This is a genomic window from Pseudomaricurvus sp. HS19, from assembly GCF_009857815.1.
GTDB lineage: Bacteria > Pseudomonadota > Gammaproteobacteria > Pseudomonadales > Cellvibrionaceae > Pseudomaricurvus.
Window position 1 is genome coordinate 1 of the sequence record NZ_WVVW01000014.1, and the last position, 26,171, is coordinate 26,171.

Genomic DNA, 26,171 nt, shown 5'->3' on the forward strand with positions numbered 1-26,171 from the left:
GCTCGCTACTCGTTACTCGCCACTCGCGCCTGACCCCGTCATCGCGAGGCGCGTCTTTTGCGCCGTGGCGATCCATGCCTGGCAGCGTCATACAGACCAGGCTGCGTACATGGATTACTTCGCTGCGCTCGCATGACGTTAGCCGGAATAATAAGCCGTCGTCGAAACCAGCACAGTCGTGGCTCAGGGTTTAATGGCAACACCCCAGGGGTAGCGCCCCACCTTGATACTCTTGACCACCTGCAGTTTTTTGACATCCACCACCGAGACATCGCCACTGACTCCGTTAGTGGTCAGCAGCAGTGATTCGTCGCTGTTCAGTGCCAGGTGCCAGACCCGCTGGCCCACCAGCAGGTACTTGATCACCTCCAGGGTTTTTACATCCACCACCGCAACGTGATTGCTGGGGCCTAGGGCGATAAAGGCGTAGCGATCGTCGCGGGTGAGCTGGATGCCCACCGGCTGGATGCGGTCGCGGTGTACTCCCGGGATCCTGAATTGCAGAACCTTGCGCACGCTGCGGTCATCCACATTGATTATGGTGACCGTGCCGCCTATCTCGGACGACGCCCACAGGGTGTCACCCTTGTGTGAGAACTCCACATGGCGGGGACGCTGATCCACCAGTGTGTTGTCCACCAGTTCATTGGTGGTGCTGTCGATCCAGTGCAGCATGTTGCTGGTTTCCGAGGTGTTCACCACCCAGCGACCATCCGGGCTCACGGCCATACCTTCCGGTTCGATACCCACTTCAATCTGTGCCACTACATCCCGCGCTTCGGTATCCACTACCGTGACAATGGCGTTGTCCTCGTTGGAGATATAGAGCAGGCGATTGTTCGGGTGCAGGGCAAACTGCTCCGGGTCTTCTCCGGAAGGGAGGTTGGCCACGACTCGCTTGCTGGCCACATCAAACACCTGCACCGCGTCGGAGTCGCTGGCGCAGATGTAGAGCTTGCTGTAATCGTTGCTGAAGGTAATGCCCCGCGGCCGCATGCCGACCTCCAGGGTGTCCACCACTTGCAGTGTTTTCAGGTCAATGATGGAGAGGGTGTTGTCTTTCTCATTGGAGACATAGGCCTGTTCTGCCAGCGCGGCACCGGCACTCAGCAGCAGTCCCCAAAAAGCCAGAGGCAGAAGAGAGCTGGCCTGTGGCAAGAGGGGGCACGCTTGAGGCAAGTGCCGGGCAGAAGCGTTTAATAAATGGCGCAGGCTCATGGCATCAACTCTCTGTGTGACCGACAGACATGGAACATTTCACCTCGCTGCGATCGAAACCGAGGGTGTCCATGGTGGAGTAGGGGTGCAGGTAACCGTCCTGTGGCGACTGGCTCACCACTGCGTTCGGTTGCACCAGCGGAATGGGTTGGCGCAGCTGGCCGTTCCAGGGGCGGAAGCTGAGGGCCCGACCCTTGAAGGCGCTGAGCTGAAAGTTCTCGCTGAGCAGGTAGTCATAGACGGTCGTGCGGTCAGGGCTGCGGGTACGGGTTACCGCCTCGCCAAGGGCGCGCAGGGCCAGCCAGGCGGCGTAATCGGTTTCCGCCATCTCCCGCTGGTGCAGGTCACGGAAGCGGTTCTGCAACTGCGCCGCTCCCCACTGCTCAATACTCCAGTGCCAGGCGGTGGCGGTGAGGCCCTGGGTGCCGGCTACCGGCCTGGGCAGCCAGGTGTTGTAGGGCAGGTACTCGCCGATATCACCGGGCTCGTCCGCCACCAGCACCACATCGTAATCCCGCGCCTGGGTAAAACGCGGGATCTCCTGCTGCGCGGAACGGCGCAGGTCTGATTCGGTCTGCCACTGGCGGCTGTCCACAAACTTGCCGCCAAAGCGTTTGGCAGAGCGCTGCAGGGCCGTGGCGTAAAGTTGATCCCCCGGTTGCAGGCCGGTGACCAGCAACCAGTTCTGCCAGCGCTTTTTGATCAGGAGCTGGGTCAGCGCATCGGTCAGCATGGCGCGGCTGGGGATGGTGTGCAGAAGGTGCGCCTGACAGTGTAATTGACGCAGCTGGTCGTCCTTGTTGGTGGCGTTAAAGACGACGGCGCGGTCGCGCAAGGCTGGTTGCTGCAGCATGGATAACAGGGTCGGTGTCGGCAGGTCGGCAACGATAAAGCTGTTGCCGGCGGCAATCCATTGGCTGGCCGCCGCCAACAGCTGGTCCGCATCGGCAGAGGCGAATGTCTCAATGGCAAAGCGCTGTCCGATAAAGCGGGCAATCGTGTTGTTGTCATCACGCCCCAGCAGGGCACCGGCTACGCCCAGGTTATCGGGCGCCGCCCGTACGTTGGAGAGCACTGGCTTGGGTGGCATCTGCTGTCGCAGGTAGAGCACCCCGATCACCTCGGCCTCTGTCCCGGTCTCCGCGGCCAGCACTGTTCCGGGCCGGAGCAGGCAGATCCAGCACAGCAGCATCAGCAGGTGGCAGGGCGTCAGTTTTGTCATTGTTATGGGGCGGTCGCCGTGATCCGGGGGGCGTGGACACAGCGTTCGGTACCGCTCTCTCTTCTGTTATTCGGATGTCCTTATCCTAAGTCGCGACTTTAGGTGGGGGTATATGCAAATGGTCGCGCCGGATTGCTACTTAAGTAGTAAATTTCGCGCGGCCAACCACGGGAAGTCCCGTCAGGCGCGGTTCTGCCGACGGCTTTTGCGACTTTAGGTCTATACCGGTCCCGGGTCGACGACACCAAAGCACAATTGTTCGCAGGGGAGGTTTTGATAGCATTTTCAACAGACGGTGGCAGTCCCCTTTTTGACGCAATCCATCGCTACAGAACTCACATTCATTAGATAACGAGGCGAGGCTGAATATGCGTGTTCTCTCTCAGAAAAAAGCAAAACAACTGGGCGCTGCCATCCTGCTATCCCTGCCATTTGGCCTGGCCATGGGGCATGGCGACGTGACTCCGCAAGCCGTCAACACCGATTCCCTGCCGGACCTGGGAGAGGAGTGGCGCGATGAAAACCCCTTCCGTGGTAACGAAGAGGCGATTCGTATTGGCACTTCCGCCTATACCCAGAACTGCGCTCGCTGTCACGGGCTGGATGCTATTTCCGGCGGTATCACTCCCGACCTGCGTAAGCTCAATGATGAATTTGAGTTTCCCGACAAGGCGGAGTCCGACCAGTGGTTCATGGAACGCATCCGTCACGGTGCGGTGGTAGATGGACGTGTCTACATGCCTCCGTTTGAGGGGATCCTGAGCCAGGAGGCCATGTGGTCTATCCGCTCCTACCTCGATACCCGCAAGCTGGAAGAGTAACCGTTCAGGCCCGAGCCAATTGCCGGAGACTGTGATGAAGCGTCTGGTCGCTGCAAAGGTCCTGTTGGGCCTGCTGATGAGCCTGTCCCTCTGGGTGCAGGCTCGTTCCTATGACGATATCGTGGCCTCCGGCTACATCGAGTTCGCGGTCTACCAGAATTTCCCCCCCTACTCCTGGCAGGAGAAGGGGCGGCCCACCGGTATAGATATAGAACTGGGCGAGGCCATAGCGGCCCGCCTGGGTGTCGAGCCGCGCTGGTTGTGGATCGCCGCCGGTGAAACCGTCGAAGACGACATGCGCAATGCCTTGTGGAAAGGACACATTGTCACCCGCCACAAAGCCGACGTGATGTTGCGTGCCCCCTACGACCGCAAGTTCAGTTACAGCGTTGATGGTTACGGGCTGCCGCGCAACGACATGGTCTTTATGACCGCTCCCTACCACAGCGAATCCTGGCAGCTGGCCCGCAACCTGGATAAGGTCGGTGCGGTGCGCAACCTGGCGATTTTCCAGTACCAGCCTATTGGTGTAGAGATCGACAGCCTGCCGGACTTCTACCTGGCCGGTGCCTATCAGGGACGCCTTACCAAAAACCTGCACCACTATCCCACCGTGTTTGAGGCGCTGGGGGATTTTGCCGGTGGCAAGCTGAGTGCTGTGGCCGGTATGGGCAGTCAACTGGAGTGGTGGCTGGCCAAACACCAGCCGTCGGTATTGCTCGATATCGACAATGATGGCTTCGAGGCCATCGGCAAACTCAGCTGGGACATTGGTATTGCGGTCAAAAGCGATTATCGGCAACTGGGTTACGCCATTGAGGGTATCGTCAACCAGTTGATCCGCGATGGTGAGATGCGCGAATTATTCAGCCACTATCAGGTTGCCTGGCAGTTGCCCTCCCTGTTGCAGGAAACTGCATCTGCGGAGTAGGTGGTTGCGAAAGAAAAAGATCGCCCGGGGGACCGGGCTCCTACGGGTGTGGTTGTCGCGTACCGTAGGAGCCCGCTCCCCCGGGCGATCTTTTCATCTCCGCTCGATTCGGCCATTAACGACTGTAAAACCTTTTATCTCGTCTGCAAAAAAAGCCGCAACTCAACATCCCACATCATACCAAATTACTACCAAGGAACAACTCAGTCGCGCCCCTTGGTTAATGGTGCATTGACCGCCCCCTGCACATACTGAGACTGGACTCGTAGAGCGCTGAAGCAGTTTTTTTACTCCCTAAAAAATTTGCCCGCCCAGAGAGCGATACGAAACGACTCACCACATAAAAACGGTTCTGTAAAAGAGAGTAGGAGACCTCCTATGAAGATGCGATTACTGGCAAAATCGGTTGGCATGACCGCAGCTTTCAGTGTTGCTCTGTGTGCGGCTCAGGTGCATGCGAAGGTGACCGACAAAGACATTGTGAACGATGCCAAGACGGTTGAAGATGTTGTTTCCAACGGCCTCGGGCCACAGGGACAGCGTTACAGTCCACTGAAACAGGTAAACACCAAAAACGTAAAATCCCTCTCCCCCATCTGGTCCTTCTCCTTTGGTGGTGAAAAGCAGCGTGGTCAGGAATCACAGCCGCTGGTAAAAGATGGCGTCATGTACGTGACCGCGTCCTACTCCCGTATTTTTGCGGTGGACGTAAAAACCGGTGAGGAGCTATGGCAGTACGACGCACGCCTGCCCGACGGCATTATGCCTTGCTGCGATGTGATCAACCGCGGCGCCGCGCTTTACGACGACCTGGTGATTTTCGGCACCCTGGACGCCAAGCTGGTGGCGCTGGATGCGAAAACCGGTAAGCCTCGCTGGCGTAAAACCGTCGGCGACTATCAGGCTGGCTACTCCCTTACCGCGGCACCCCTGATCGCCAAGGGCAAGGTGATTACCGGTGTATCCGGAGGTGAGTTCGGTATTGTTGGTAAAGTGGAAGCCCGCGATGCCAAAACCGGTGAGCTGGTCTGGAGTCGTCCTACCGTGGAAGGCCACATGGGCTATCTTAACGGCAAGGAGAACGGCATTACCGGTGGCGAAGCCGGCAAGACCTGGCCCGGTGATATGTGGAAAACCGGTGGTGCTGCGACCTGGCTGGGCGGAACCTACGATCCCGACGTAGACCTGCTGTTCTTCGGTACCGGTAACCCTGCACCCTGGAACTCCCACCTGCGCCCCGGCGACAACCTCTACAGTGCCTCACGCCTGGCCATCGACCCGGACACCGGCAAGATTGTCTGGCACTTCCAGACCACCCCGCACGACGGCTGGGATTTCGATGGTGTGAACGAACTGGTCTCCTTCGATTACAAGGAGAAGGGTAAAACCATCAAGGCGGCGGCTACCGCCGACCGTAACGGCTTCTTCTATGTGCTGGACCGTACCAATGGTGACTTTATCCGCGGTATGCCGTTCGTGAAGAAACTCAACTGGGCCAAGGGCCTGGACGAAAAAGGCCGTCCACTCTACGATGAGGCGTTCCGTCCCGGTAATCCTGCCGATGCCAAAGATGGCGCCAAAGGCAAAACCGTGTTCTCCATTCCCTCCTTCCTGGGTGGCAAGAACTGGATGCCTATGGCCTACAGTCAGGACACCGGCCTGTTCTACGTGCCTTCCAACGAATGGGGCATGGATATCTGGAACGAGCCTGTGAACTACAAGAAGGGTGCGGCTTATCTGGGTTCCGGTTTCACCATCAAGCCAGTGTTTGACGACCACATCGGTTCGCTGAAAGCCATCAACCCGGTTACCGGCAAGGTGGAGTGGGAGTACAAGAACACCGCTCCTCTGTGGGGTGGCGTACTGGCGACTGCTGGCAACCTGGTCTTTATGGGCAATCCGGAAGGTTACCTGATGGCCATGAACGCCAAAACCGGTGAAGTGCTGTACAAGTTCAATACCGGTACTGGTATCGTCAGCTCGCCCATCACCTGGGAGCAGGACGGTGAGCAGTACGTGACCATTGTCGCCGGCTGGGGTGGTGCGATTCCTCTCTGGGGTGGCGAAGTGGCCAAACTGGTGAAGGACTTCAACCAGGGCGGTAGTGTCTGGACCTTCAAGCTGCCCAAGTCCTGATTCACTGAAGCCAGAAGTTACACAAAGAAACCCGCGCACAAGCGCGGGTTTTTTTGTTTCCCGCGGGAGCGGGCTCCTACAGTACGGGCGGGATACGGCCGTGGGTTTCGCTGGTAATAATCTCGGCGGCGGCACAGAGGCGGTCGGCGTAACGCGCAACTTCCGTTGCATCCAGGTTGCCGGGCACACCGCTGACCACAATTTCGAAAATCACTTCACCGGTGGGTGAAAACACCGGGGCAGACAGGTAGGTGACGCCATCGATGGCGGCGTCCTGCAGATCGATCAGCTGCAGCTCCCGCTCCGAGAGGGTTGCTGTCCACTGCAACAGATTGTGCCAGTAGGTTTCATCGCGCGCTTCGCCGATGGGCAGGAACATTACCTTGCGCAACCGCTGCATGGCAGGGCCAAAACCGGCGATGGAGTAGCCGCGCTGTCTTATCAACGCCAGTGCATCCAGCAGGTAGTGTTGCCGGGCCTCGCTCATGTAGCCATCGGTCTGCCCGATATAGCGACGGATGGTCTCTGCATCACTCCAGGCAATATGGGATAAACCCACGGGCGGCAACAGGGGTTGCCGTTCGCCCACCCGACTCATGCCTTTCAGGGATTGTGGCGATCCCTCCTTGGCCAGCAGCAACAGCTCGTCGTCCATGTGGGCCGCAATGGAACATTGCAGGTCCAGCTCTACCGCAAGGCGGGTAATTTCGCGCCGCGCCACTTCAATTCCGCGATGCTTAGCTACCGCGGCTTCACCCACTGCCACCAGGGTAATGCCCAGTGAGTAGGTTTTGTGGCGCTCATTGCGACTGAGGTAGCGGGCTTCCACCATGGTGGTGAGGATGCGGTGGGCGGAGCCGTTGCTCAGTCCCAGGTGACGGGCGATCTCCGCAAGCGTAAAGGCTTCGGTGGGGTGGGCGGCCAGGAAGTTGATGACCGACAGGACCCGGGTGGTGGGATTGGAGGGATCGGGCACAGGCAGTGGGCCTCGGGTGTGAAGTTTTGTCAGGCGGACCGGGTGATGATTGACAGAGAGGTCTCCCTTTCTATAATCATTCCAGAAATAAAGATAAGTATTCCAATAATGGAATTATAAGCATAAAAAGCCTGTTCGCAAGCGCTCCGGTGTTTCTGCCAGACGTGACCCATACTGTGTCTGGAGAAGTGTCCGAATCGCAGCCCCGCAAAGGAGAAACCCATGACCATCGTAAATTACATCGACCATGACGGCACCGCCCACGAAGTTGACGTGCCCAATGGCGACAGCGTTATGCAGGGCGCTGTCGATAACGGCCTGGAAGGTATTCTGGGTGAGTGCGGTGGCGGTCTTGCCTGCGCCACCTGCCTCTGCTTTGTAGACCCGGATTGGCGTGATCGCACCGGCGAAGCGTCGGAGATGGAAAAGGAGATGCTGGAGTTCTCCGCCCATGGGACGGAACCTGGTTCGCGCCTGAGCTGCCAGATCACGGTCTCGGATGAACTTGAAGGTCTGGTGGTGCGCCTGCCGGAATCCCAGTACTGAATAACAGGAGGAGAGTACAGATGCCTATCGACGCAACCAACCCGGTGCCACCGCAATTCCCCCGTATCGCCGGCAGGGACAATATCCCCGACCATGTTCCCGGGGAGCTGGTGCGCTCTGTCGGACTCACCTTTGGCCCCGAATTCCTGGCGGCACCGCACGAGTACATGGCAAACCTGCATGGTACCGTGCCACCCATCTATTACGACACCAGCGAATTCATGAACGCCTGGCAGCTGATCAAGCACGAAGATGCCTTTCATATGCTGCGTCACCCGGAGATCTTTTCCAACGAAGGCGCCACGCCTTTTCCCCGTGACCCGGACGATTACTTCTACTTTATCCCCATCGAAATCGACCCGCCGGATCATCGCAAGTACCGCGCTATCCTCGACCCGATCTTCTCACCCAAAGGGGTGCTGGCGCTGGAGCAGAAGATCCGCGACCTGGCCAACGACCTGATCGATGAATTTATCGACAAGGGTGAGTGTGAATACACCGAGGATTTCGGTCGACCGTTGCCGGTATCAGTGTTTCTCGACCTGATGGGCTTGCCGCAGGAGAAGCGCGATACCTTTGTGAAGTGGGCCATGGATCTGCTGCACTCCAACGACCGCGCCATCATGGCCCAGTCCATGGCTTCAATTACGGCCTACCTGAAGGAGATGATTGCCGAGAAGCAGGCCAATCCGGATGACAAGGTGATCAGCCGCATTGTGCACGCCGAGGTGGACGGCCGTCCGATGACGCCACCGGAGATTTTCGGCTTTGTGGTGTTCCTGTTTATCGGTGGTCTGGACACCGTGTTTGCCACCCTTAACAACATCTGGATGTGGCTGGCGCAGAACCCACAGCGGGTAAAGGAGATGATCGCCAATCCCGACGCGATCAACGCCCAGGTGGAAGAGCTGCTGCGGGTCTGGGCAGTGACCTTCTCTGGCCGTGTGGTGGCCCAGGATACCGAGCTGCGCGGTGTGAAGTTCAAAAAAGGCGATCGGGTAACGGCGGTATTGCCCGCCTGCAATTTCGATCCTGAAGTCTTTCCCAATCCTACCGAAGTGGATTTCTCCCGCCCGCGTAAACCGATCCTGTCATTTGCCGGCGGGCCTCACAGCTGCATGGGTGCACACCTGGCGCGGCTGGAGGTGAAGGTGGCGCTGCAGGAGTGGTTCCGTCGTATCCCCGAGTTTGCTCTCAAAGAGGGTACGAAAATTGAATACCGTCCCGGCGGGGTAGTGGGGCCGGAGCACCTGCCGCTGGTTTGGTAGGGAGGGGCAATCCGCACCCGTAGGAGCCCGGGGGACCGGGCTCCTACAGCGGCGAGAAGCCAGCGGCCATTACTTCCGCCATTTCGACCAGGGATCGCCACTGTCTTTAGAGGCGGCAGGTTTTGCTGCAGAAGGTTTGGCCGTGTAGGGATTCCCCGCTGAGGATTTACCGTCAGAGGGACGGCTGGTCCGGCTCGGCGCCCGTTCCTGGCGGGGCTTGCCCGGGCCGTAACCCTGACGCGGTTTGCCAAAGCTGGCCGCTTTCTTTTCCCTCTTGGCCTGCAGCTGCTCGGCATCCTCGATACTCAGTTTGGCGGGCTCCCCGGGCTGGTCACCATCGGGAATGATGCGGTCTCGCGGTGACAGATCGTACTGATCATCGCTGGCCCGCGGCAGGCTCTTGAACTGATACAGGTAAAAGTTCTCCACCTTCTCCCGCGCCCAGTCGGTGTGCTTGAGAAACTTCACACTGGATTCGACGCTGGGATTGGTTTTGAAGCAGTTGATGCGCAGGTAGGCGAAGAGGATTTCAAAGCCGTAGTGATCGACAAGCTCGGTCAGCATGTTCTTCAGGCTGACCCCATGCAGGGGGTTGTTCTTGTAGTTAATCTCGTCGTTCATGGTCTGTTCCGGCGCAAAAGTGGCAGTGGTGCTCATAGCGCCAGTATAGCGGTCATGGCTGCCGGTAAATACCCGAATCATGCCCGGCCGGGTTAATTCCGGGGTTGCCGCGGCAGTAACTTCGCTTCCTGCGGGGGGCGGAAGCTGTTATAACAATGGGGTCTTCGCCGCGATCAAAGGAAATCTCTCCATCGGCGAACCCCCCATTGCCACGAGCAGTCACTTATCCTGGATAGCTGGCTTAATCCCACAGAGCCCAGCTGATCAGCACAGGATAAGCCATGGAATCCCCCCTCCGGGTCCGTTACCAGACCATCGAATTCGGTGACACCGACATCCACCTCTGCACCTTACGCGACCGCCACCAGTTCAGCGATCCCGATGGCATTGCCGCCAAACTGGGTATTTGCTCTGCCGCCTGGCCCATTTTCGGGGTGATCTGGCCCTCCAGCCTGGTGCTGGCCAACTGCATGCTCGACCACGCCACCGAGGGCAAACGTATCCTGGAGGTGGGGTGCGGCATGGCGCTTTCCAGCCTGATGCTGAATAAACAGCAGCGTGACATTACCGCTACTGACAATCACCCCGAGGTCGGGACCTTTCTGGCGCGCAATACCAGCCTCAACGGTGATGACCCCATTGCCTACGAGCGCACCGACTGGAGTGACGATGACGACTCCCTTGGCCTGTTCGACCTGATTATCGGCAGCGACCTGCTCTACGAAGATCAGCACATCCGCCAGCTGGCGGACTTTATCGACAATCACGCACAGCCCACCTGCGAGGTGATCGTGGTGGATCCCGGGCGCGGTCGCAAAAACAAGATGCGCCAGCGCATGGAGCAATTGGGCTACCACAGCGAGCAAAACAGCCCGTCGCACACTGACTACCTGGACACTCCTTTCAAGGGTCACATTCTCAGGTACTGGCGTGATGAGCCGGCAGAGGCGGTGGGCTGATGGCAAGTTCAATCAGTACCCCGGAAGAGTTGGGGCGGGATAACCAAAACTGGTTGCAGATGTGGAACGACAGCCAGACAGAGTTTCACCAGCTGCAGGTGAGCCCGCTGCTGCAGCGCTGCTGGGAAAAGTTGCCAGCGCGTAAAGGTCGTCGGGTACTGGTGCCGCTTTGTGGCAAAAGCCTGGATATGATCTGGCTGGCGCAGCAAGGCTGTGAAGTGGTAGGTGTGGAGTTAAGTCCGGTAGCTGCCAAGGCGTTCTTCAAGGAGGCTGGCCTCAAGGCCCGCAAGCAGCGCATCGGCAACTTTGTGCGCTGGCACAGTGGCGCCATCACCATCTGGTGTGGGGACCTGTTTGCCTTGCAGCCCGGCCAGCTGGGGCATATCGACCGGGTGTTTGATCGCGCCGCGCTGACGGCGCTGCCACCGGACCTGCGTCCCCGTTATGTGGCCCAGATTGGTGAGCTGGTGTCGGCGGCTGCCGATATGCTGATGCTGACGCTGGAAGACCTGGAGCCCGGTGAGATCAACACCAGTGACCTGGTCCCGGCGATTGATCCGGAGCTGCAGCGGTTGTACAGCGAGCGGTTTGGATTACAGCTGCTGGATGACATCCCGCCGGTGATTGCACCGGAAAATGATCCGTCCGGATCACCGCTCCGGGGCGTGCAGGAGCTTCCGGGCGGTCACCATAAAGCCTATCACCTGACGCCCTTGGCCGGGCCGCGGCCGTAAGCCGGAATCCTCTAACCCTTACTTGCGGGAACCGTCGCCGGTAGAGGGGAACTTGTTGGAACCGATGCGAATCACCAGGGTGGCCAGCGCCAGCATCAGGATAGCGCCGGAGACTATGACAATACCCATATCCGGCTTGTGGTGCGCCTGTACCACGTCAATCAGCAGGCGCGTGAGGGCCGTGATTGCCACATAGATCAGGAAACGCACCGGCATGTGGTTGGTTTTGAAGTAGATGCCCACCATGGCACCCAGCTCCAGGTAGATAAACAGCAGCAGGATATCGCTGATGGCCACATGGCCCGTGCTGATCATTTCATAGACAGCGTGCACGCCGGCCCAGGCGATACAGGCGCCGATAATAAACAACCCGATGTAGTGGTAACCGTCTACCAGCAAACTGCCAATAGCGTCGCCGCGGGAGTGCATGCGACCGTTAATTTCATCTGCTTTTTCCGACTTCATGGGTAACGCCTTTCTATTGCCAATGGTGTGCACAGGGCGCTGCATTATGACCGACTTGCCGGGCAGGATGCAGCGCTACCATCGAATATTTTCGGTGCTCTTTCGCACCATGGCCAAAGGGCGTGGGTGCGGGTCAAAGAGGAGGGGGCGGAGGTGCTGCCTTCAGACCGGAAAGCCGGTCTTGGCCAGAAGTTCTTCAGTGGCAAGCCAGAAACGCTCAATAAACGCTTCGTCGTGAGCCAGTGGGTGGGGCTTGCGCGGCGCCCGCTGGTAGAAGTAACCACCACTGTTGCGGCCTGGCTCCTCTGCGGTGGCCAGCCACACCAGTGTATCGGCTCCCTGTTCCGGTGACAGTTTGTCCACATGCTCATAGGCATCACGCACGGACTGGTCGGTGTGGGAGAAGAAGTTGGAGCCCACTGTGCCCGGGTGCATGGCGTGGGTAATGATACCGTCGGTCGCCAGACGCTTCGCCAGTGCGCAGGCAAACAGTACATTGGCCAGTTTGCTGCTGCAGTAGGCCAGCCCGTTGCTGTAGTTGGCCAGGTTCTGCATGTCGTCGAGATTCAGCGTCGGGATCATCTCGCTGCCATCGGAGGAGGTGTTGATGATGCGCACATTGCCTGGCGGGGCGATGCTGGCGGTTTGGCGCAGCAGTGGCAGCAGTCGCAGTGTCAGCAGGAAGGGACCAAGGTGGTTGGTGGCAAAGCTGGCCTCCAGTCCCTCACTGGTCATCACCTTTTCGCTGGCCATGTAACCGGCATTGTTGATCAGCACATCAATGCGATCGGTGAGAGCGGCAATTTCGGTGGCTGCTCGCTCAGCATCCGCCATCAGGCCCAGGTCTGCCAGCACCATATCCACCGCCCCGGAACCGGCGGCTTTCAATTCACGCTCGGCGGTAGCGGCACGTTCGGCGTCGCGTCCCAGCGCAATAATCCGGTAGCCCTGTGCGGCCAGTGCTTTTGCCGCTGCCAGACCAATGCCGGAGCTGGCGCCGGTAATGACGGCCACAGGAGTTGTTGTGTCACTCATGGAATTGCTCTCCGCGATTTTTTATATTGTGAGAATTTTCAATCAGTGTCCTTCCGGTGCAGACAGGGAACCATGACTCTGGCGCAGCACCAGACGCGTCACCCACCCGTCATTCCCGCGGAGGCGGGAATCCACGTTAATCGGTGTCTCCGTAATGACCCGCTGAGCGCGAAAGCATAGCGTTCGCTGGCCGCAATGAACAGCTGAACTCTCGCACTTCACTTGGCCTGCCGCGCCTGAAACGCAATAATGGATCAGGTATTGGTAGAAGCCGGGACCCTTCCCGGCCGCAGGGACGACTATGGACAGCACCATTACTCCACTCGACTGGTGGATTATAGGCGCTTACTGCGCAGGCCTGTTGCTGATGGCCTGGTGGCTGGCGCGGCGGCAGGAGAGCCGTGAAGACTACTACGTTGCCGGTCGCAATGTGGGCCCCTGGCCTGTGGGCCTGTCGATCATGGCTACCCAGTGCTCTACCAACAGTATTCTGGGTGCACCGGCCTTTGTTGCCTTTACCGCCGGAGGTGGCCTGTTGTGGTTACAGTACGAGCTGGCGGTACCGCTGGCCATGGTGGTGTTGATCCTGTTTGTCATGCCACTGTTTCGTCACCTGCAACTGGTGTCGGTGTACGCCTACCTGGAGCGGCGCTTTGATTTATCCACCCGCCTGATCTTAAGTGGACTGTTCCTGTTTGTGCGGGCGTTCGCCACCGCCGTCACCGTTTACAGTATCGCGTTGGTGATCGACCTGATCACCGGTCTGGGTTTCACTGCGTCTGTATTGCTGCTGGGCGCTTTCACCGTGCTCTACGATGTGATGGGCGGTATTCGGGGCGTTATCTACTCCGATGTCCTACAGCTGCTGATACTTGCCGTGATGCTGGCGGTGGTACTGCTGTTCCTGATGGATGCCAGTGGCGGCTTTGGTGCCATGTGGCAAGCCTTCTCTGCCGAGCGTAAACAGACGCTGGATTTCACTCATCACGGTTTTGGCGATGGCCAGACCTTTGCCTTCTGGCCCATGTTGCTGGGTGGGCTGTTTCTCTATGTCTCCTATTACGGCTGCGACCAGAGCCAGGTGCAGCGACAACTGAGTACCCGCGATATCGACGCCACCAACAACGCGCTGCTGATCAACGGCCTGCTGCGCTTCCCGCTGGTATTGCTCTACTGCCTGGTGGGGGTGGGGATTGGTGTCTACGCCCTGCAGCACCCGCAGTTTATTGACGCGCTGCCCGATAATGGCGGTGGGCCGCAATACAACCTCGCCGTACCTCTCTACATGATCCAGGTACTGCCGGCCGGGCTGCTAGGGCTGAGCCTGGTGGCTCTGTTTGCCGCCGCCATGTCGTCGCTGGATTCGGTGCTTAACTCGCTGAGTGCCACCACCATGGAAGACTTCGTGCGTCGCTTTCATCGCGGTAGCTGGACGCCCCGCAAGGAGCTGGTGCTGTCACGGTTGATTACCGCACTCTGGGGTGTGGTCACCCTGGTCATGGCGTTTTACGTGGGTGATATAGCCCCCACGGTACTGGAGGCCATCAACAAGATTGGTTCGCTGGCCAATGGGCCCATTCTCGCGGTCTTCGCCCTGGGTATTCTCACCCACCGGGTAAGTGGCCCCCATGCCATTGCAGGGTTACTGCTGGGTATCGCTGGCAACGGCGCCTGCTGGTTGTTATTGCCGGACATCTCCTGGCTCTGGTGGAACGTGATGGGGTTTGTGGTGACGGTGGGGGTGGCGCTTTTGCTGTCGCTGCTCCCCGCGACACAGGCGGCGATGCCACACCCGTTGGATGTTTACGAACACGTGATCGGGAATTACCTGCGGGAGGAGTCGCGTTGCAACTGGTACCGGCGCAGTGCTTGGCTGGTGGTGTGGTTTGTGGGGTTACTGGTGCTGCTGTTTTTTATGCAGGGTTAATAAAAGATCGCCCGGGGGAGAAGGTGAATTCCAGCGCAGCTGGAAGAGAGGCTGGTCTGGGCCACCGGGCTCCTGCGAGGGCGGCACACTGCCGTAGGAGCGCACTCCTGTGCGCGATCTTTTAATGGTGAATCAGGACGCCCGCTCCAACAGCGCATCCCGGGCTACCGTAATTTCCACAAACTGTTCCTGACTGCCACCGGCATCCGGATGGAATTTCTGCGCCAGCTTGCGATAGGCAGCCTTGATCTGGGTGGCCTTCAGCGAGCCTTCCGCCGGCAGTTTCAAGACTTCGCGGTGTTGCCGGTCATTACCGCGCTGCTGGAAGCTGAATTGGCTGCGTGAGCCTTGGTTGTGGGCCTTTTGCCTGCGCTCATTGTAGCGGGCGAACTCCTCATACATCCGCTCCTGAGCTTCACGCCGCAACTGGCGGGCCTTAAGTCGCAGTTGCACCTGATCAGTACGCCACTTCTCCCTCGACATCACCACACAGGCGGCAAAGGCGATCTCGCCGCTGCTCTCCAGCTCATCCAGGCTGAAAGGGCCGACCATGTCATAGGGCTCGTCCAGCCAGGCACTGCGACCATCGGGGCCGACCTCGATCTCACCAATAGCCACGGTATCGAGAATCCCCAATGTGCCATTCCAGATGACCCACTGTTCCTCTTCGATATATTGATGGCGGCTATACATGGCGCTTCCCGGGTAAAAGACAGAATACCGCAGGGTGTTAGTGCAAGAATCGCACCTGTGGAGTGGTGCTCTGAAACTCCTGATGGCTCAAGGAGTTAACAGGGTGCAGGGAGATATTGCGGGGCTGTAGCCAGGCTGTCGCTGCGACAATAAATACAAAATGTCGTGATGCAAACACCGGTGGGCAGTCTAAAAACGGGTCGGCCTGGCGCGGAAGGTCGCTCCCGGGAAACTGCGGTTGCCGTTTTCAAGCGCCGTGGCGGCGTTGCTGCCTACCGGAAATCGTTGTGCACCGAAAAACACAATCAGCAGCAAAATGGTTATCCATATACACAGATGGGAAAGTATTCTGTTGAATCTCTTTCCGGTGATAACGCGTACAAGTCTGTCCCTGAAGTTCATCAAGATCCTTATGATTCGGTATTGCCTGCACTTTGGGTTGTTATGGTATAGCCGTAATAGTGTATGCAGATCATCCCTGCCTGCAAGATCAGTGATGGCAGGAGTTACTGGACAGGCTCCACTTTAACCTGAAGTAAACCCGATGACGTATGGCCAATGCTTTCAAACGCCGACTTCGACAGATCAATAATACGGCCCCTCACAAACGGCCCGCGGTCATTGATTCGCACAATCACGCTCTTGCCATTTTTGATATTGGTCACCTGCACCATGGAGCCAAAGGGTAATTTCCTGTGGGCGGCGGTGTTTAATTCGTGCTTGTAGCGTTCGCCGTTGGCGGTCTTGCGGTTCTGGAACTTGTCCGCGTAGAACGAAGCCTTGCCCTGTTCTGTGAACGCAGGGGAGCTATTGCTGCTCTCTGCCCGGGCTGAGGCCCAGCCCGTTATGGAAAACAGGAGAGCCAGCGTCGGCAATATTGATGGATAGTTTTGCATGGCTTGTGATCGGGCGCGGGCGAGCAGGTCAGGCCGGTTTTCTGTAGAAGAGGGCAATGGCCACTGCAGACAGCAGGACGAACAGTAGCGGCCACAGGATCATATCCAGAGGGCTGCCGGTCAGTCGGGTTTGCGACGTGGCTGTGGAAACACCGGCAATGACGCTGGTGGTGAGGGACATCAACAGCAGTGAATGTTTGTGCCTGGCGATTCGGCTTCTCATAAAAATGAACATGGTGCCAAGCAGGGGGATGACGAAAAATCCGGACAGTATCAGTCCAAGATAGATCGTGAGCTCCACGTTGCTGCCGCAGCCTCCCTTGACCGCACACTCTCCCAGTCGTAGTTGGTGGATGGCTGATACGGCTCCCCAGGTAAGGGCGAAGGTCATTATCGATATGAGTGCGGCTTGCAGGTACTTCATGGTTTTGGGACTCGGCTTTCAGGTGTCAGGTATATGGGTATTAGGCGGGTGATTTTCAGGGCTGGCGATTGGCCTGCTCGTCGGTATCGGCGGCCAGCTGTTGGTTGAGGTTTTCTATGTTCTTCTCCAGCTCACCCAGTTTTCCGGCCACAAATCGTTGTGCGAGAAGGGCGGTGATCGGGGTGACCAGGAAGATGGCGCCTGCCACGTACCAGAGCCAGAACAGGTTGGGATAGTGGCGAACCACGACCGCCACAATGGCAAACCCGATTATCCAGCGGACTACCCACAGGATTATCCGGCGTCGCAGGAAGCCTTTGTGCTCTTCTTTGATGTCGCTCAGCTCTTCAAGCATAGGTACTCCAGGCAATACCGGGGCTAATGCTATTGGTAGAGAACGTCTGAGGGAGCAGGTCCGGGGGAATTACAGCGGCTAACACTCCGCTGCGGCTGCTGAAAATCAGCGGTTAGTGGCAGGCAGGGGAGTCTAGCCGAGTGTAAAACTTCCCTGTCTACCAATGACGCGTAAATATTCCACACTTCGACAGGAGGAACAAATTCCCCGGCTGGTTGAGGCCTGACCGGTCTTCATTTTTGCGAAGTGTTACTGATTTATCAGAATTAACTTTCCGGTTTGCGGGTCCCGATAGACCTTGCCCAGCGACTCCATCCCTTCCGGGCCCGTTTGCATGGCGCTTTCCATACCCTCCGGCATCTCCACCAGTTCCTCGCCGGCTTGCACCACAACCTCCTTTTCAAGATTGAAGTGCTGGCGCAGCTGCTCGCTCTGGCTGAGCAGCGCGATCAGCAGGCCGAGGGCAAACACCAGCATCACATCCATGATGTTGGCGAAGCCGGACAGGGGATCGTTATCGGCGTCGGAGAAGTGGTTGTGATGCCAGCGCGGGGAGCCGTTTGGCCGGTTCATGAGCTGGCCTCCAGACGCTGCCAGACGGTGTCGTACCAGCGGCGCCGTACGCGGCTGATGATGTAGGCCAACAGGCCTATCAGCAGCCCCAGCACCGTGGTGTCGAAAGCGACGGTGAGGGCGGTGGCCAGCAGGGTGATGTCACCGTTGCCCAGCGTCATCAGGCCCGGTCCCAGCGGGATCAGGGTGCCCATCAATCCCAGGATAGGCCCGGTGCGCGCCAGCAGGTCGGCCCGCTCCAGACGTTTGAGGGCGTAGCGTTCAAAGTCGGCGGTGGCTATGCCGTCGCTGTCGATGCGTGACAGCAGGCGCCGGCGCTCCGCCAGGGCAATGCCCAGCTCCCACAGTGTCGCCAGCAGCGCGAGGCCCAGAGCAATCACTACGGGGTAGAGCAGCCAGTTGACCAGTTGGTGCAGGGCACCGAGGGTAAATCCGTGCAGCATGTGAACTCCTTTGGTTAGTCGCGAGTGGCGAGCAGTGAGTGACGGGAGGTGCGGTAGTAGCCGGCGGCGATGACAGCAAGGATCACCAGCAGCAACCAGTAGTAGTGTGTATTACTGGTCGCTTGTGGATCGCTGTTCTCCGACGCCTGTGCGGCATTGTTGTCGGCCTGTGATGGTTGCGCGTCCTGTAGTTCGATTTCGGTGGCGCGGTGCAGCTCCGGTTCTGCCTCAGCCTGCTGGCCTTTGGCTTTGTCGATGACGGTCTGCAGCGCCTGTTGCTGCTCCTGCGGCAGGTAGTGTTGCACCCACTGCAGCATGGGGTTGTCCGGTGAGGTGTGGCCGCTGCCGGGCAGGCCGTTGTCGAGCACCAGCCGCGCGAACTCGCCGGCCAGTTGTTCGCGGGTCTGCTGGTCCGCATTCCAGAACTCCTTGTGGATCGCCACCAGCATGATGGCCAGCATATTGCTCTTCACGTGCACGTTGTGGCCCTGCTCAAGGAATTCATCCAGTTGCAGTTCGTAGCGGTCATCCACGTAGACGCTCTTCACCTCTTCCCAGGCCCAGTCGCCCACCAGTCCCGGGTTGGTCACCTGCCAGCCCCACAGGTATTCCAGGAACTCGCTGCCCATGGTGCGGGCACCGGCGTAGTCGTGCTCCATCAATCCCTTGAGCCATTCGGGATTGAGGAAGCGACCGCGCAGCTCCTGCCGCAGTGCCAGCGCCAGCGGCTGGGACTTGATGTTGTCGGGATCAGCATGGTTGAGCACAAAGTTGTTGGGCGCGGTGCCGGTGAGGGTCTCCACGGCCAGGCTCAGGCCGCCCAGGTAATCAAAGGCATCGTTATTGTCGATCAATCCATAGAGATTGCTGGAGCGCCCCAGGTAGGTGTTCTCCACATCGCTGAGCAGGGTGCGGAATACCGCTTGTGCCGGCGCACCGAAACCACTGCCATTGCCGGAACTGAAGCTGTGGCCGAGGCGACGAAGGTAGACCTCCGCCAGCTCGCTGCGCTGTTGCCAGGCGCCGGAGCGTTCCACCAGACGGTTCACGCCGGCGCCATAGCTGCCGGGGGCGTCGCCGAACACCCGCAGGCTGGCAAGGGCGCCGGCCTTTTCGGCAGGGGTACCAGCGGCCAGCAGTTGCTGTGCTTCTTTCACCCAGTGGGCGGCCACCTGGTTCTGTTGCAGCGATTCGCTGCCGGCTTTGTCCAGTGCCAGCCCGGAATCCTGCAGTGGTTGCAGGGCGCTGTAGAGCGCCTGGGTCAGTGCCGGGTGGTCACGCACAATGGTGTTGGCACTGGCTTGCAGGGCGATGAGGGTGGCCTGGTCCAGCAGCAGCATCTGGCGGCTGTAGAGATCGCGGAACAGCCCCGAGGTGGTGAACACCACGTCGCGGCGCACACGCTCATCCGCCAGCTCCTGTCGTTGCAGCCCCTTCACCAGTCCGCGGCTGTTCCATATGGGCTTCAGTCCCAGCATGTCGAGACCGAAGGCAATCATGACGCCTTCGTCGCGCACCACGTCGGAGGCCCACAGCACCAGTGCTTCACGCTTGTCACTGTTTTGGGGATTATTTTTGCGCGCTTCCTGCGCCAGCTCCTGCCCCAGTTCCCACGCCACCGGGCTGGGAATCAGGCTGTTATCCAGCGCGTAAAAGTTGCGCCCGGTGGGCAGGGCCGCAGGGCTGCGGATGGGGTCGTTACCGGGACCGGGAGCTACAAAGCCGCCGTCGAGGGCGTTAAGCAAACTGCGCATTTCGGCGGCGGGTGAACCGCTCAACAACTGCTGCCACTGCTGCTGTTGTTCGTCGCCGTCCGGCGCCATGGAGGCCAGCATCTTGTCGATACCCCGGCGCTCCCAGTCGCGGCCGAACACATGCAGGCCGTAGGGCATAAAGCGCTCCTGCAGGTCGGTGAGGTAGTGGCCCACCTCGTGCACCAGCATATCGTCGTCCACCTCGTCGAAGCTGATGCCCATTACTGCCAGCTCGGCGGACATGGCTTCACTGAGTTCTTCCTTCAGTTCCAGGGCGTCCACCTTGGCGCGGATCTGCTGCACCAGTCGTTGCGACAGGGCATTGTTGTTGCCGTGGCTGGCTTCAAAACTTTCAATCAACTGACGCAATTGCAGCAGGTCGTCGTAGAGTGGTGTGCTCTCCAGTGGCGGTGTCAGGTGATCGATCATCACCGCCAGTCCACGCCGCTTGGCCTGGATACCTTCGCCGACGCCGTCGACGATGTAGGGATAGATACCGGGAATGTTGCTGGCCATGATGCGCGAGTAATCATCTTCTGCCAGGCCTACCGAGCGGTGGGGCAGGAACTCGTAGGTGGAGTGGCGGCCCAGGTGCACGATGGCGTCGGCCTTGAAGTCCTGCTGCAGGAACTGGTAGAAGGCCAGGTACTGGTGCGGTGGCGGGAAGGCGAGGTTGGCGTGCAGCAGTTCCTCGTTCACCTCCCAGCCACGGGGCGGCTGTGGGCCGATAAACACATTGCCAATGCGCAGGCCCGGCAACAGCATCTGCCGGTCGACCGTCATCACCTTGCCGGGTGCGGTGCCCCAACCGCCCAGACCTTCGATGCCGGTGTGGCGCAGGGCGCTGATAATCTTGCGGGCCTGTTCCCAGCAGGGAGTGCCACCCTCCAGGGTGGTTTGATAGCACCGCTGCAACTGTTCTACCAGCGCCAGTGCCCGCTGCCGTCCGGGATGATCCACCCCTTCCAGCAGGTGACGGACCTCCTCCATGGTGTGATCCAGCGTGACTTGCGCCATGTCGGCATGGCCGGCATCCACGGTCTGCTGCAACTGCTCCTGCAGGCGTCCCAGCGGGCCATCGACCACTTCAGACTGTACCGCCGCTGGCAGGGTGTTGAACCACTGCCGGTAGTGGTCTGTATCGATGCGGGTGATCTCCCTGCTCATGGATTGCAGCGCCTGCTGGTCGTTGGGCAGGTTGATGCCGCGGGCCTGTATCTGGTCCAGCAGTGCCGCCGGGGAGTCGGGCAGGGGGCCGGTGTTATAGCCCTCGGCCTTGAGGCGGGTAAGGATCTGGAACAGTGAGGCGGGCACATCCAGGTTGTCAGCGCCGATGTTGTGGCGACCGGGCGGGTGGTTGTAATAGACGATCGCCACGCGCTTGTCGGCGTTGCTCATACTGCGCAGTTTCTGCCAGTTGGCTGCTCGGGCCAGCAAGGTGTCGATGCCGGGGGAGTGGGCCGCAATGGGCTGTACGCGAATGCCGGTGAAGGCATCGGTACTCTGTTCGCCGGCGGTGGCCATCACCAGCGGCTGGCTCGCACCCTGCAGTTCCGGCATGGCCACCTGATAGTAGACCTTGTCATTGGCGAGCCCGTCGCTGGAGAGTTGCCACTCCAGTGCTGTGCGATCCCGCAGCTTGATGGCCTTGATCACCGGCACGTTGCGTTGGGTGAACTGCTCTGTGACCAGCTCGCGGCCCTCGCCGCCACCCACCACAAAATCCTGCAGCATCACCACCGCAGCGATGGGTGCCTTTAGGTTCTGTAACTGCTGCGCGGCTTCCACCCCGGCTTCACCCCAGTAGGCCAGTGCCACCAGACACTCCAGGTTGTGCTGGCTGCGGGCGCGGTCACAGGTCTGTTGCAGCAACGCGCTGTCTGCCGGGCGGTCACCACCGGCGTGATCCAGAATTACCAGCAGTGGCTGCTCAGCGCTGATTGTTGGTAGCTGGGCACTGGTTGCACCGCGGTATTGCCAGCGCAGGCGTGGCAGTGGCTGTGGTTCGGCCACGGCGAGAGTTTGCCCCATCTGCGCATAGGCCCAGGCAAATAGTTGCGCAGCGTTGTCCGCACCACCGGCCTGCCAGTAGCGGCGTCCGGCAATCCACTGGGCTTGCTGCGGGTAGCGCGCCTGCAATTCCGCCAGCCGAGCCTCGAAGCCGGTGCCGTGGTGCATGCCGGCGACGCTGCGCAGCTGTTCCTGACTGTTGAACATGGGGCCACTGTACAACTGACTCATCTGCATCAGGCGGTCGTCACTGCTGTAGAGCAGGCGCGGGGTTTTGCTGTGGCGAAAGCGCGACTCCAGCTCCGCCACACTGGCACCAAACAGGCCGATGCCCAGCACCAGGCTGCTGCTGTCGATCAGCTGTTGCTGGGCAGCCGGGTTCATCTCCCACAGTTGGGTGTCGGTGCGGGCGATGACCTTGAGTTGCGGGTGCTGCTGATGGAACAGGCGCGCTGCCTCAGCGATGGTTTCGGCGTTGCGCTGCGAGGCCAGTACCAGCAGTTGCGGCTGGCTGGCGTGTGCGATACACGATCCAAGCAGGGCGCTGAAAAAAGTCAGCAACAGCGCCAGAACCAATGAGCTCATTCGGCACAGGGCATTGGGTGGGGCAGGGTATTGCATGGGTGTAGCCTCAAACGTTGTTGTTGGCAGCAACGTCAGAGGTGGTAAGGCGAGATCAGGAGGTGTGGCCAGTGGTGTAGCGGTTGGCCGGTGCCCGGATCGCGCACCGGAACCCTCCGTTCCATTGCCGCAAGACTGCATCACGTATGAGGGGAGGTAAACAGCAACTGGCCGGCCCGGTGGGCGGAACTGTAGCGCCGTCATGAAGCCCTCCGCTTCATCGTTCTAGCTCAGCAAAAGGCCGGTTTCGGGCTCTGGATGCTATCCATTACCGTTGCGGGGGCAGCGCAGGGGTTATTGTGACGGCCATACACCCGAGGGTGTTGCCACAGTGCACCTGACTTCCCGTTTACCCTGTTCAAACACGTCCTGGCGGCGGACGTACTAACAGGCACCTTTAGCGGGGGCTGATTCTACGGGGTGGGGGTGAGTCGGGTCAAACCGGTGAGCGTTGAGGGTCTGGAGAGGAATAGTGTTACGGCCGCGATGTGCAGCTGGGTCAGACGAGTTATCGGTATTGGTAGCCCAGCACCGATAACTCGTGCGGGAGTCAAGCCGTCAGGCAGCAACTTCCTTGGGGTAGGCGCCGTAGTTGTTCTGGCCGGGAGAGCTGTCCAGAACCGTGAAGATAAAGACCACCAGGGGGCCGATCAGCGGCACAATGGAAATCAGCAGCCACCAGCCGCTGCGATCGGTATCGTGCAGGCGGCGCACGGCGACAGCCAGGCTGGGGATAATGGTTCCGAGGATGTAAAGCATACCAATAGCGCCCGGGCCACCAAGCATGGTTTCAATGACGATCAGGGAGATGGCCATGATGTTATTGAACAGGTAGAACATCCAGTACTCCTTCCGGCGTGCACGACCGCTGAAAGTTGCGTATTTCTTCAAAACCTCAAAGTACCAATCCATACATTTTCCTTATTAATCCCCCAGGTTTTTGAGTTGGAGTGCAGCGGGGTATATCTGCCTTCCAACGCCACGCCTTAAGCAAAGGCGAATTCTTGCCATAGCCGGGGAGCCGTGTTGGGCACACTTATGGACACCAGGCTCCCCCAAACAACTTAGACGGACGCAAGCCGCCATTGCCGCACTGCAGCGTTTCAGATGAGTGCAAGGTGTAGTCCGGGTTGTTGTTTGCTGGTAAAGATGTGTTGCTGATGCCTGACGCTCCCTGGCTTAGTTCAACAGATGCTGTTGATCTGTTGAATGGTGTTTGGCCGGCTGTATAGCCGCTAGCCCACACAAGTCGTGTGCGGATGCTGGTACAGCAGGGCATATTCCTGCTGCGGGTTTGCTGTCAGTACCGGAGGATAGGTAGAGCAGGGCAGTGAGTGCCGTGTGAGAACTATCCGTGTCTGCAGCCGGGTTTTAATATTTCATATTTTGGGAGTCGGGACAATGTTTTATGCGCCACGGTCTGGCCGTGGCTGGTGGGTTGACGCTTACTAAAATAGGCGTTTGCCAGAGCAGGCTCTCACTGAAACAAATGCGCATCCACTTCAATCCAGGTGGCTTTTGCCGTGCCAGCAAGGCTGCCGTCCGGTTTGACGATGGCCGACGCCGAGTGCAGCTTCCTGCCATCCTGACCCAGGGGCCAGCCCAGGGCGATGCACTGTTCACCCACTGCAACATCGTTGTGAACCTGGACTGACATCTGCCCCAGTACCAAGGCTTTGCCTTCGCGTGTGGGAAACATGGGGAAGGCGCTGGTGCAATCGAGGGCGGCCCAGATAAAGACCCGGTCTATGTGATTGCTGCTGCCATTCTGGCCAAGCAGGGAGCCATCGGGTAACCAGGGGCCGGCCACCACCTCCGATCCCGGTAGTTTGCCGGGGAATATGCGAAGTCCATCGCCTTCAAGCCGCTGAGGCCCACACACAAAGCATCCGGGGAAGGGATGTTGTTTAAAGCCGACATAGGCTTTGCTGGCTTCCAGTGTTTCGGCCCAGGAGGGTATGTCCGGGCATTCCACATCCACCGCTTCCGCCTGGCCTTTTGCCACCAGCTTATCGCCGTCCAACAGTTGCGCATCCGCTCCCTGGATGTCCAGGGTTAGTGGCCGTCCCAATGGTGGGGGCAGAAACAGTCGTACCGTGGCTTTGCCGCCCAAGGCTTCACCAATCAATCCGCAGACATAGCCGCCATTGCCGGAGTCGGGTGGGCCGCAGAAGCGGTTTTGTATAACAACGGAGGTGTTCATGGTTCTACTCCCTGTTGAACTGTATTCAGCTGGCTACGATTTGGTTGGCAGACCTTGGTGGCTGGGCTGCTCTGCTCCCCAGATAACTATAGTGGGTGTCCGGCATTTTGGGGTGGTGATTGGCGTCAGCGGTGCGGGTGGAAGTGCGTGGTGATAAGAAATGTGCAGAAGCCGGGGCGTAGGGAGAACCTCTGGGTCAATAAAACACCAAAGGCTCTGGCTGAATATCCTATTCCTGGATGTTGACTTGCTCTTCAGTGGTCTCCGGATCATCGGACGCCCATGCGTTAAGCATGCCGAAGCTCAGCGACAGTAGGCAGATCTCAATAGCGCCGACAATTAACCAAATGGCTTGGTAGCAGAGCTGTCCAGCGAGGTGGTTGCCAAAGGGTATGTACGACAGAAGGATATCGGTTGTCAGCGGGATGACGCAGATCAGGAAAAATAGCCGCAGGCTGTGTCCTTTGGTCAGATCCCAGGCCCAGCCAAGGCTTTTGTGTGTCTGGTCTATGGCAGTGGCGGGGAGCACCATGGCCCATCGGCTGAAGACGTACCCCGCTGGCAGGAATATCAGGCTTGAAGTCAGGATGCCCAGAAAAGGGTTGTCGAATAAAAACGCTCCTGAAATGTCAGGCACTATGGCGAACGAAAAAAATGCCAGTGGCGAGATTATCGCTGTAATGCAGATGGAAAGAACTATCCACCATCCCAGGAATCTTGTTTCCCTCATAGTCCACCTTACTGCCCTTGTCTGTGCAGCATTCTCCCTGGACAGCAAAAAGACTCTGTGAGCGCCGACAGTGGCGTTCAGGAGTGTTAATAAATAGGCAAAGCTGAAAAGGATGGATATGAAGTTGAACGAATAGTCGGGATTGCTTGCGGCAATGTGGTTGTAGATTTGGCTGAAAGCGACAACGACAAGTAACGGCAGCGCCAGTCGTAGTAGTTGGGTCCTGTTTTCTACTGCCATATTGATGGCGGTCAGGATGGTTGATCTTATGGGTATTGCTTTGGGTTGCATCTATAGCGCTCTGGCAGGTATTTATTTAGGTATGAGTTTTTCGTATCAGTGGAAACTCTGACACTATTGACGTGTTACGGCCTCGTTGCTCACTCCTCCACACTTTCCAATCGCTGCTGGGTGCTCTGCTCCAGCAGGTTATCCAGATTGTCCTGCAGATTATCCAGATCCTCTTTGCTGTCAGGCACGGCTGAGTGCGGAATACCCGCCTCATCACCACCCACGGTGGCAGGTGTGTTCAACTGCTTGGTCACCAGAAAACCGATGATCAACAGGGTGACTAACAGGGCCAGGATTCGCATGGGGTTTTCTCTGTATT

Annotated in this window: 26 protein-coding genes and 1 riboswitch; of the genes, 9 read left to right on the top strand and 17 right to left on the bottom strand. The window is 58.8% G+C overall.

The window, feature by feature from the left end; all coding sequences use genetic code 11:
* Positions 1-183: 183 nt before the first annotated feature.
* Together GSF27_RS15910 and GSF27_RS15915 are read right to left on the bottom strand one after the other, a co-directional pair.
* Positions 184-1,158, bottom strand: coding sequence for a PQQ-dependent catabolism-associated beta-propeller protein (locus GSF27_RS15910; protein WP_202410504.1), 975 nt, complete (start codon positions 1,156-1,158; stop codon positions 184-186).
* A 64-nt stretch (positions 1,159-1,222) separates the two neighbouring features.
* On the bottom strand, positions 1,223-2,440 hold the full coding sequence (locus tag GSF27_RS15915; protein ID WP_160970963.1) for an ABC transporter substrate-binding protein: 1,218 nt from the start codon (positions 2,438-2,440) through the stop codon (positions 1,223-1,225).
* Positions 2,441-2,808: 368 nt separating this feature from the next.
* On the opposite strand from GSF27_RS15915, the gene pedF reads away from it, so the two are divergent.
* The 3 genes from pedF to GSF27_RS15930 all read left to right on the top strand — a co-directional run bounded on the left by pedF (position 2,809) and on the right by GSF27_RS15930 (position 6,328).
* A complete protein-coding gene (gene pedF, locus GSF27_RS15920) occupies positions 2,809-3,261 on the top strand; it encodes a cytochrome c-550 PedF (RefSeq protein ID WP_160970965.1) in 453 nt (150 codons plus the stop codon).
* Positions 3,262-3,295: 34 nt separating this feature from the next.
* A complete protein-coding gene (locus GSF27_RS15925) occupies positions 3,296-4,192 on the top strand; it encodes an ABC transporter substrate-binding protein (protein WP_160970967.1) in 897 nt (298 codons plus the stop codon).
* Positions 4,193-4,570: 378 nt separating this feature from the next.
* Positions 4,571-6,328, top strand: coding sequence for a PQQ-dependent methanol/ethanol family dehydrogenase (locus GSF27_RS15930; RefSeq protein WP_202410505.1), 1,758 nt, complete (start codon positions 4,571-4,573; stop codon positions 6,326-6,328).
* A gap of 76 nt (positions 6,329-6,404) precedes the next feature.
* Here GSF27_RS15930 and GSF27_RS15935 read toward each other — a convergent pair whose 3' ends face one another.
* Positions 6,405-7,304, bottom strand: a complete 900-nt coding sequence (locus GSF27_RS15935; protein WP_160970969.1) for a helix-turn-helix domain-containing protein — start codon at positions 7,302-7,304, stop codon at positions 6,405-6,407.
* Between the two features lie 222 nt (positions 7,305-7,526).
* On the opposite strand from GSF27_RS15935, the gene GSF27_RS15940 reads away from it, so the two are divergent.
* Together GSF27_RS15940 and GSF27_RS15945 are read left to right on the top strand one after the other, a co-directional pair.
* On the top strand, positions 7,527-7,850 hold the full coding sequence (locus GSF27_RS15940) for a 2Fe-2S iron-sulfur cluster-binding protein (RefSeq protein WP_160970971.1): 324 nt from the start codon (positions 7,527-7,529) through the stop codon (positions 7,848-7,850).
* Positions 7,851-7,870: 20 nt separating this feature from the next.
* Positions 7,871-9,118 carry a cytochrome P450 gene (locus tag GSF27_RS15945; RefSeq protein ID WP_160970973.1) on the top strand — a complete coding sequence of 416 codons (1,248 nt, stop codon included), beginning with the start codon at positions 7,871-7,873 and terminating at the stop codon, positions 9,116-9,118.
* A 69-nt stretch (positions 9,119-9,187) separates the two neighbouring features.
* On the opposite strand, the gene GSF27_RS15950 is transcribed toward GSF27_RS15945, so the two are convergent.
* The gene (locus GSF27_RS15950; protein ID WP_160970975.1) at positions 9,188-9,739 is read right to left on the bottom strand and encodes a VF530 family DNA-binding protein; all 552 of its coding nucleotides are present in this window, start codon (positions 9,737-9,739) and stop codon (positions 9,188-9,190) included.
* 281 nt (positions 9,740-10,020) lie between these two features.
* Here GSF27_RS15950 and GSF27_RS15955 point away from each other — a divergent pair, with 281 nt between their 5' ends.
* On the top strand, positions 10,021-10,698 hold the full coding sequence (locus GSF27_RS15955; RefSeq protein WP_160970977.1) for a methyltransferase: 678 nt from the start codon (positions 10,021-10,023) through the stop codon (positions 10,696-10,698).
* Complete coding sequence (locus GSF27_RS15960; protein ID WP_160970979.1) at positions 10,698-11,432, top strand: thiopurine S-methyltransferase; 735 nt, start codon at positions 10,698-10,700, stop codon at positions 11,430-11,432. The genes GSF27_RS15955 and GSF27_RS15960 overlap by 1 nt, the downstream gene beginning before the upstream one ends.
* Positions 11,433-11,450: 18 nt before the next feature.
* Here the strand turns inward: GSF27_RS15960 and GSF27_RS15965 are convergent, their stop codons facing one another.
* Both GSF27_RS15965 and GSF27_RS15970 read right to left on the bottom strand, forming a co-directional pair.
* Positions 11,451-11,897, bottom strand: coding sequence for a phosphate-starvation-inducible protein PsiE (locus GSF27_RS15965; RefSeq protein ID WP_160970981.1), 447 nt, complete (start codon positions 11,895-11,897; stop codon positions 11,451-11,453).
* A 162-nt stretch (positions 11,898-12,059) separates the two neighbouring features.
* Entirely contained in the window at positions 12,060-12,932 is an 873-nt protein-coding gene (locus tag GSF27_RS15970) for an SDR family NAD(P)-dependent oxidoreductase (RefSeq protein WP_160970991.1), read from the bottom strand.
* Positions 12,933-13,233: 301 nt separating this feature from the next.
* Here GSF27_RS15970 and GSF27_RS15975 point away from each other — a divergent pair, with 301 nt between their 5' ends.
* The gene (locus GSF27_RS15975; protein ID WP_160970993.1) at positions 13,234-14,859 is read left to right on the top strand and encodes a sodium:solute symporter; all 1,626 of its coding nucleotides are present in this window, start codon (positions 13,234-13,236) and stop codon (positions 14,857-14,859) included.
* Positions 14,860-14,991: 132 nt separating this feature from the next.
* On the opposite strand, the gene GSF27_RS15980 is transcribed toward GSF27_RS15975, so the two are convergent.
* Positions 14,992-15,552 carry a J domain-containing protein gene (locus GSF27_RS15980; RefSeq protein ID WP_160970996.1) on the bottom strand — a complete coding sequence of 187 codons (561 nt, stop codon included), beginning with the start codon at positions 15,550-15,552 and terminating at the stop codon, positions 14,992-14,994.
* Between the two features lie 168 nt (positions 15,553-15,720).
* Here GSF27_RS15980 and GSF27_RS15985 point away from each other — a divergent pair, with 168 nt between their 5' ends.
* On the top strand, positions 15,721-16,005 hold the full coding sequence (locus GSF27_RS15985) for a hypothetical protein (protein WP_160970998.1): 285 nt from the start codon (positions 15,721-15,723) through the stop codon (positions 16,003-16,005).
* A gap of 53 nt (positions 16,006-16,058) precedes the next feature.
* On the opposite strand, the gene GSF27_RS17920 is transcribed toward GSF27_RS15985, so the two are convergent.
* The 10 genes from GSF27_RS17920 to GSF27_RS16035 all read right to left on the bottom strand — a co-directional run bounded on the left by GSF27_RS17920 (position 16,059) and on the right by GSF27_RS16035 (position 26,154).
* Entirely contained in the window at positions 16,059-16,448 is a 390-nt protein-coding gene (locus tag GSF27_RS17920; RefSeq protein ID WP_160971000.1) for a septal ring lytic transglycosylase RlpA family protein, read from the bottom strand.
* A 28-nt stretch (positions 16,449-16,476) separates the two neighbouring features.
* Positions 16,477-16,872 carry a hypothetical protein gene (locus GSF27_RS15995; protein WP_160971002.1) on the bottom strand — a complete coding sequence of 132 codons (396 nt, stop codon included), beginning with the start codon at positions 16,870-16,872 and terminating at the stop codon, positions 16,477-16,479.
* A 55-nt stretch (positions 16,873-16,927) separates the two neighbouring features.
* The gene (locus GSF27_RS16000; RefSeq protein ID WP_160971004.1) at positions 16,928-17,227 is read right to left on the bottom strand and encodes a hypothetical protein; all 300 of its coding nucleotides are present in this window, start codon (positions 17,225-17,227) and stop codon (positions 16,928-16,930) included.
* Positions 17,228-17,476: 249 nt separating this feature from the next.
* The gene (locus GSF27_RS16005; RefSeq protein ID WP_160971006.1) at positions 17,477-17,800 is read right to left on the bottom strand and encodes a DUF2149 domain-containing protein; all 324 of its coding nucleotides are present in this window, start codon (positions 17,798-17,800) and stop codon (positions 17,477-17,479) included.
* Positions 17,797-18,243: a MotA/TolQ/ExbB proton channel family protein gene (locus tag GSF27_RS16010; protein ID WP_160971008.1), complete on the bottom strand. Its 447-nt coding sequence runs from the start codon at positions 18,241-18,243 to the stop codon at positions 17,797-17,799. Before GSF27_RS16010 ends, GSF27_RS16005 begins: the two co-directional genes overlap by 4 nt.
* A gap of 14 nt (positions 18,244-18,257) precedes the next feature.
* The gene (locus GSF27_RS16015; protein ID WP_237457605.1) at positions 18,258-22,592 is read right to left on the bottom strand and encodes a cobaltochelatase subunit CobN; all 4,335 of its coding nucleotides are present in this window, start codon (positions 22,590-22,592) and stop codon (positions 18,258-18,260) included.
* 257 nt (positions 22,593-22,849) lie between these two features.
* Positions 22,850-23,042, bottom strand: a riboswitch (cobalamin riboswitch).
* Between the two features lie 144 nt (positions 23,043-23,186).
* Positions 23,187-23,540, bottom strand: a complete 354-nt coding sequence (locus tag GSF27_RS16020) for a DUF805 domain-containing protein (protein WP_160971010.1) — start codon at positions 23,538-23,540, stop codon at positions 23,187-23,189.
* A gap of 565 nt (positions 23,541-24,105) precedes the next feature.
* Positions 24,106-24,831: a hypothetical protein gene (locus GSF27_RS16025; protein ID WP_160971012.1), complete on the bottom strand. Its 726-nt coding sequence runs from the start codon at positions 24,829-24,831 to the stop codon at positions 24,106-24,108.
* A gap of 229 nt (positions 24,832-25,060) precedes the next feature.
* On the bottom strand, positions 25,061-25,852 hold the full coding sequence (locus GSF27_RS16030) for a hypothetical protein (RefSeq protein ID WP_160971014.1): 792 nt from the start codon (positions 25,850-25,852) through the stop codon (positions 25,061-25,063).
* Positions 25,853-25,941: 89 nt separating this feature from the next.
* Positions 25,942-26,154 carry a hypothetical protein gene (locus GSF27_RS16035; RefSeq protein ID WP_160971016.1) on the bottom strand — a complete coding sequence of 71 codons (213 nt, stop codon included), beginning with the start codon at positions 26,152-26,154 and terminating at the stop codon, positions 25,942-25,944.
* Positions 26,155-26,171: the final 17 nt, after the last annotated feature.

Coding starts and splice junctions, on each gene's coding strand:
- GSF27_RS15980 (WP_160970996.1), bottom strand. CDS start 15,552: ATGTATAGCCGCCATCAATATATCGAAGAGGAACAGTGGGTCATCTGG.
- GSF27_RS16025 (WP_160971012.1), bottom strand. CDS start 24,831: ATGAACACCTCCGTTGTTATACAAAACCGCTTCTGCGGCCCACCCGAC.
- pedF (WP_160970965.1), top strand. CDS start 2,809: ATGCGTGTTCTCTCTCAGAAAAAAGCAAAACAACTGGGCGCTGCCATC.
- GSF27_RS16005 (WP_160971006.1), bottom strand. CDS start 17,800: ATGAACCGGCCAAACGGCTCCCCGCGCTGGCATCACAACCACTTCTCC.
- GSF27_RS15940 (WP_160970971.1), top strand. CDS start 7,527: ATGACCATCGTAAATTACATCGACCATGACGGCACCGCCCACGAAGTT.
- GSF27_RS16035 (WP_160971016.1), bottom strand. CDS start 26,154: ATGCGAATCCTGGCCCTGTTAGTCACCCTGTTGATCATCGGTTTTCTG.
- GSF27_RS15985 (WP_160970998.1), top strand. CDS start 15,721: ATGCAAACACCGGTGGGCAGTCTAAAAACGGGTCGGCCTGGCGCGGAA.
- GSF27_RS15975 (WP_160970993.1), top strand. CDS start 13,234: ATGGACAGCACCATTACTCCACTCGACTGGTGGATTATAGGCGCTTAC.
- GSF27_RS15965 (WP_160970981.1), bottom strand. CDS start 11,897: ATGAAGTCGGAAAAAGCAGATGAAATTAACGGTCGCATGCACTCCCGC.
- GSF27_RS15995 (WP_160971002.1), bottom strand. CDS start 16,872: ATGAAGTACCTGCAAGCCGCACTCATATCGATAATGACCTTCGCCCTT.
- GSF27_RS15930 (WP_202410505.1), top strand. CDS start 4,571: ATGAAGATGCGATTACTGGCAAAATCGGTTGGCATGACCGCAGCTTTC.
- GSF27_RS15960 (WP_160970979.1), top strand. CDS start 10,698: ATGGCAAGTTCAATCAGTACCCCGGAAGAGTTGGGGCGGGATAACCAA.
- GSF27_RS16020 (WP_160971010.1), bottom strand. CDS start 23,540: ATGGATTGGTACTTTGAGGTTTTGAAGAAATACGCAACTTTCAGCGGT.
- GSF27_RS15950 (WP_160970975.1), bottom strand. CDS start 9,739: ATGAACGACGAGATTAACTACAAGAACAACCCCCTGCATGGGGTCAGC.
- GSF27_RS17920 (WP_160971000.1), bottom strand. CDS start 16,448: ATGCAAAACTATCCATCAATATTGCCGACGCTGGCTCTCCTGTTTTCC.
- GSF27_RS15945 (WP_160970973.1), top strand. CDS start 7,871: ATGCCTATCGACGCAACCAACCCGGTGCCACCGCAATTCCCCCGTATC.
- GSF27_RS16015 (WP_237457605.1), bottom strand. CDS start 22,592: ATGAGCTCATTGGTTCTGGCGCTGTTGCTGACTTTTTTCAGCGCCCTG.
- GSF27_RS16010 (WP_160971008.1), bottom strand. CDS start 18,243: ATGCTGCACGGATTTACCCTCGGTGCCCTGCACCAACTGGTCAACTGG.
- GSF27_RS16000 (WP_160971004.1), bottom strand. CDS start 17,227: ATGCTTGAAGAGCTGAGCGACATCAAAGAAGAGCACAAAGGCTTCCTG.
- GSF27_RS15970 (WP_160970991.1), bottom strand. CDS start 12,932: ATGAGTGACACAACAACTCCTGTGGCCGTCATTACCGGCGCCAGCTCC.
- GSF27_RS15925 (WP_160970967.1), top strand. CDS start 3,296: ATGAAGCGTCTGGTCGCTGCAAAGGTCCTGTTGGGCCTGCTGATGAGC.
- GSF27_RS16030 (WP_160971014.1), bottom strand. CDS start 25,852: ATGCAACCCAAAGCAATACCCATAAGATCAACCATCCTGACCGCCATC.
- GSF27_RS15915 (WP_160970963.1), bottom strand. CDS start 2,440: ATGACAAAACTGACGCCCTGCCACCTGCTGATGCTGCTGTGCTGGATC.
- GSF27_RS15955 (WP_160970977.1), top strand. CDS start 10,021: ATGGAATCCCCCCTCCGGGTCCGTTACCAGACCATCGAATTCGGTGAC.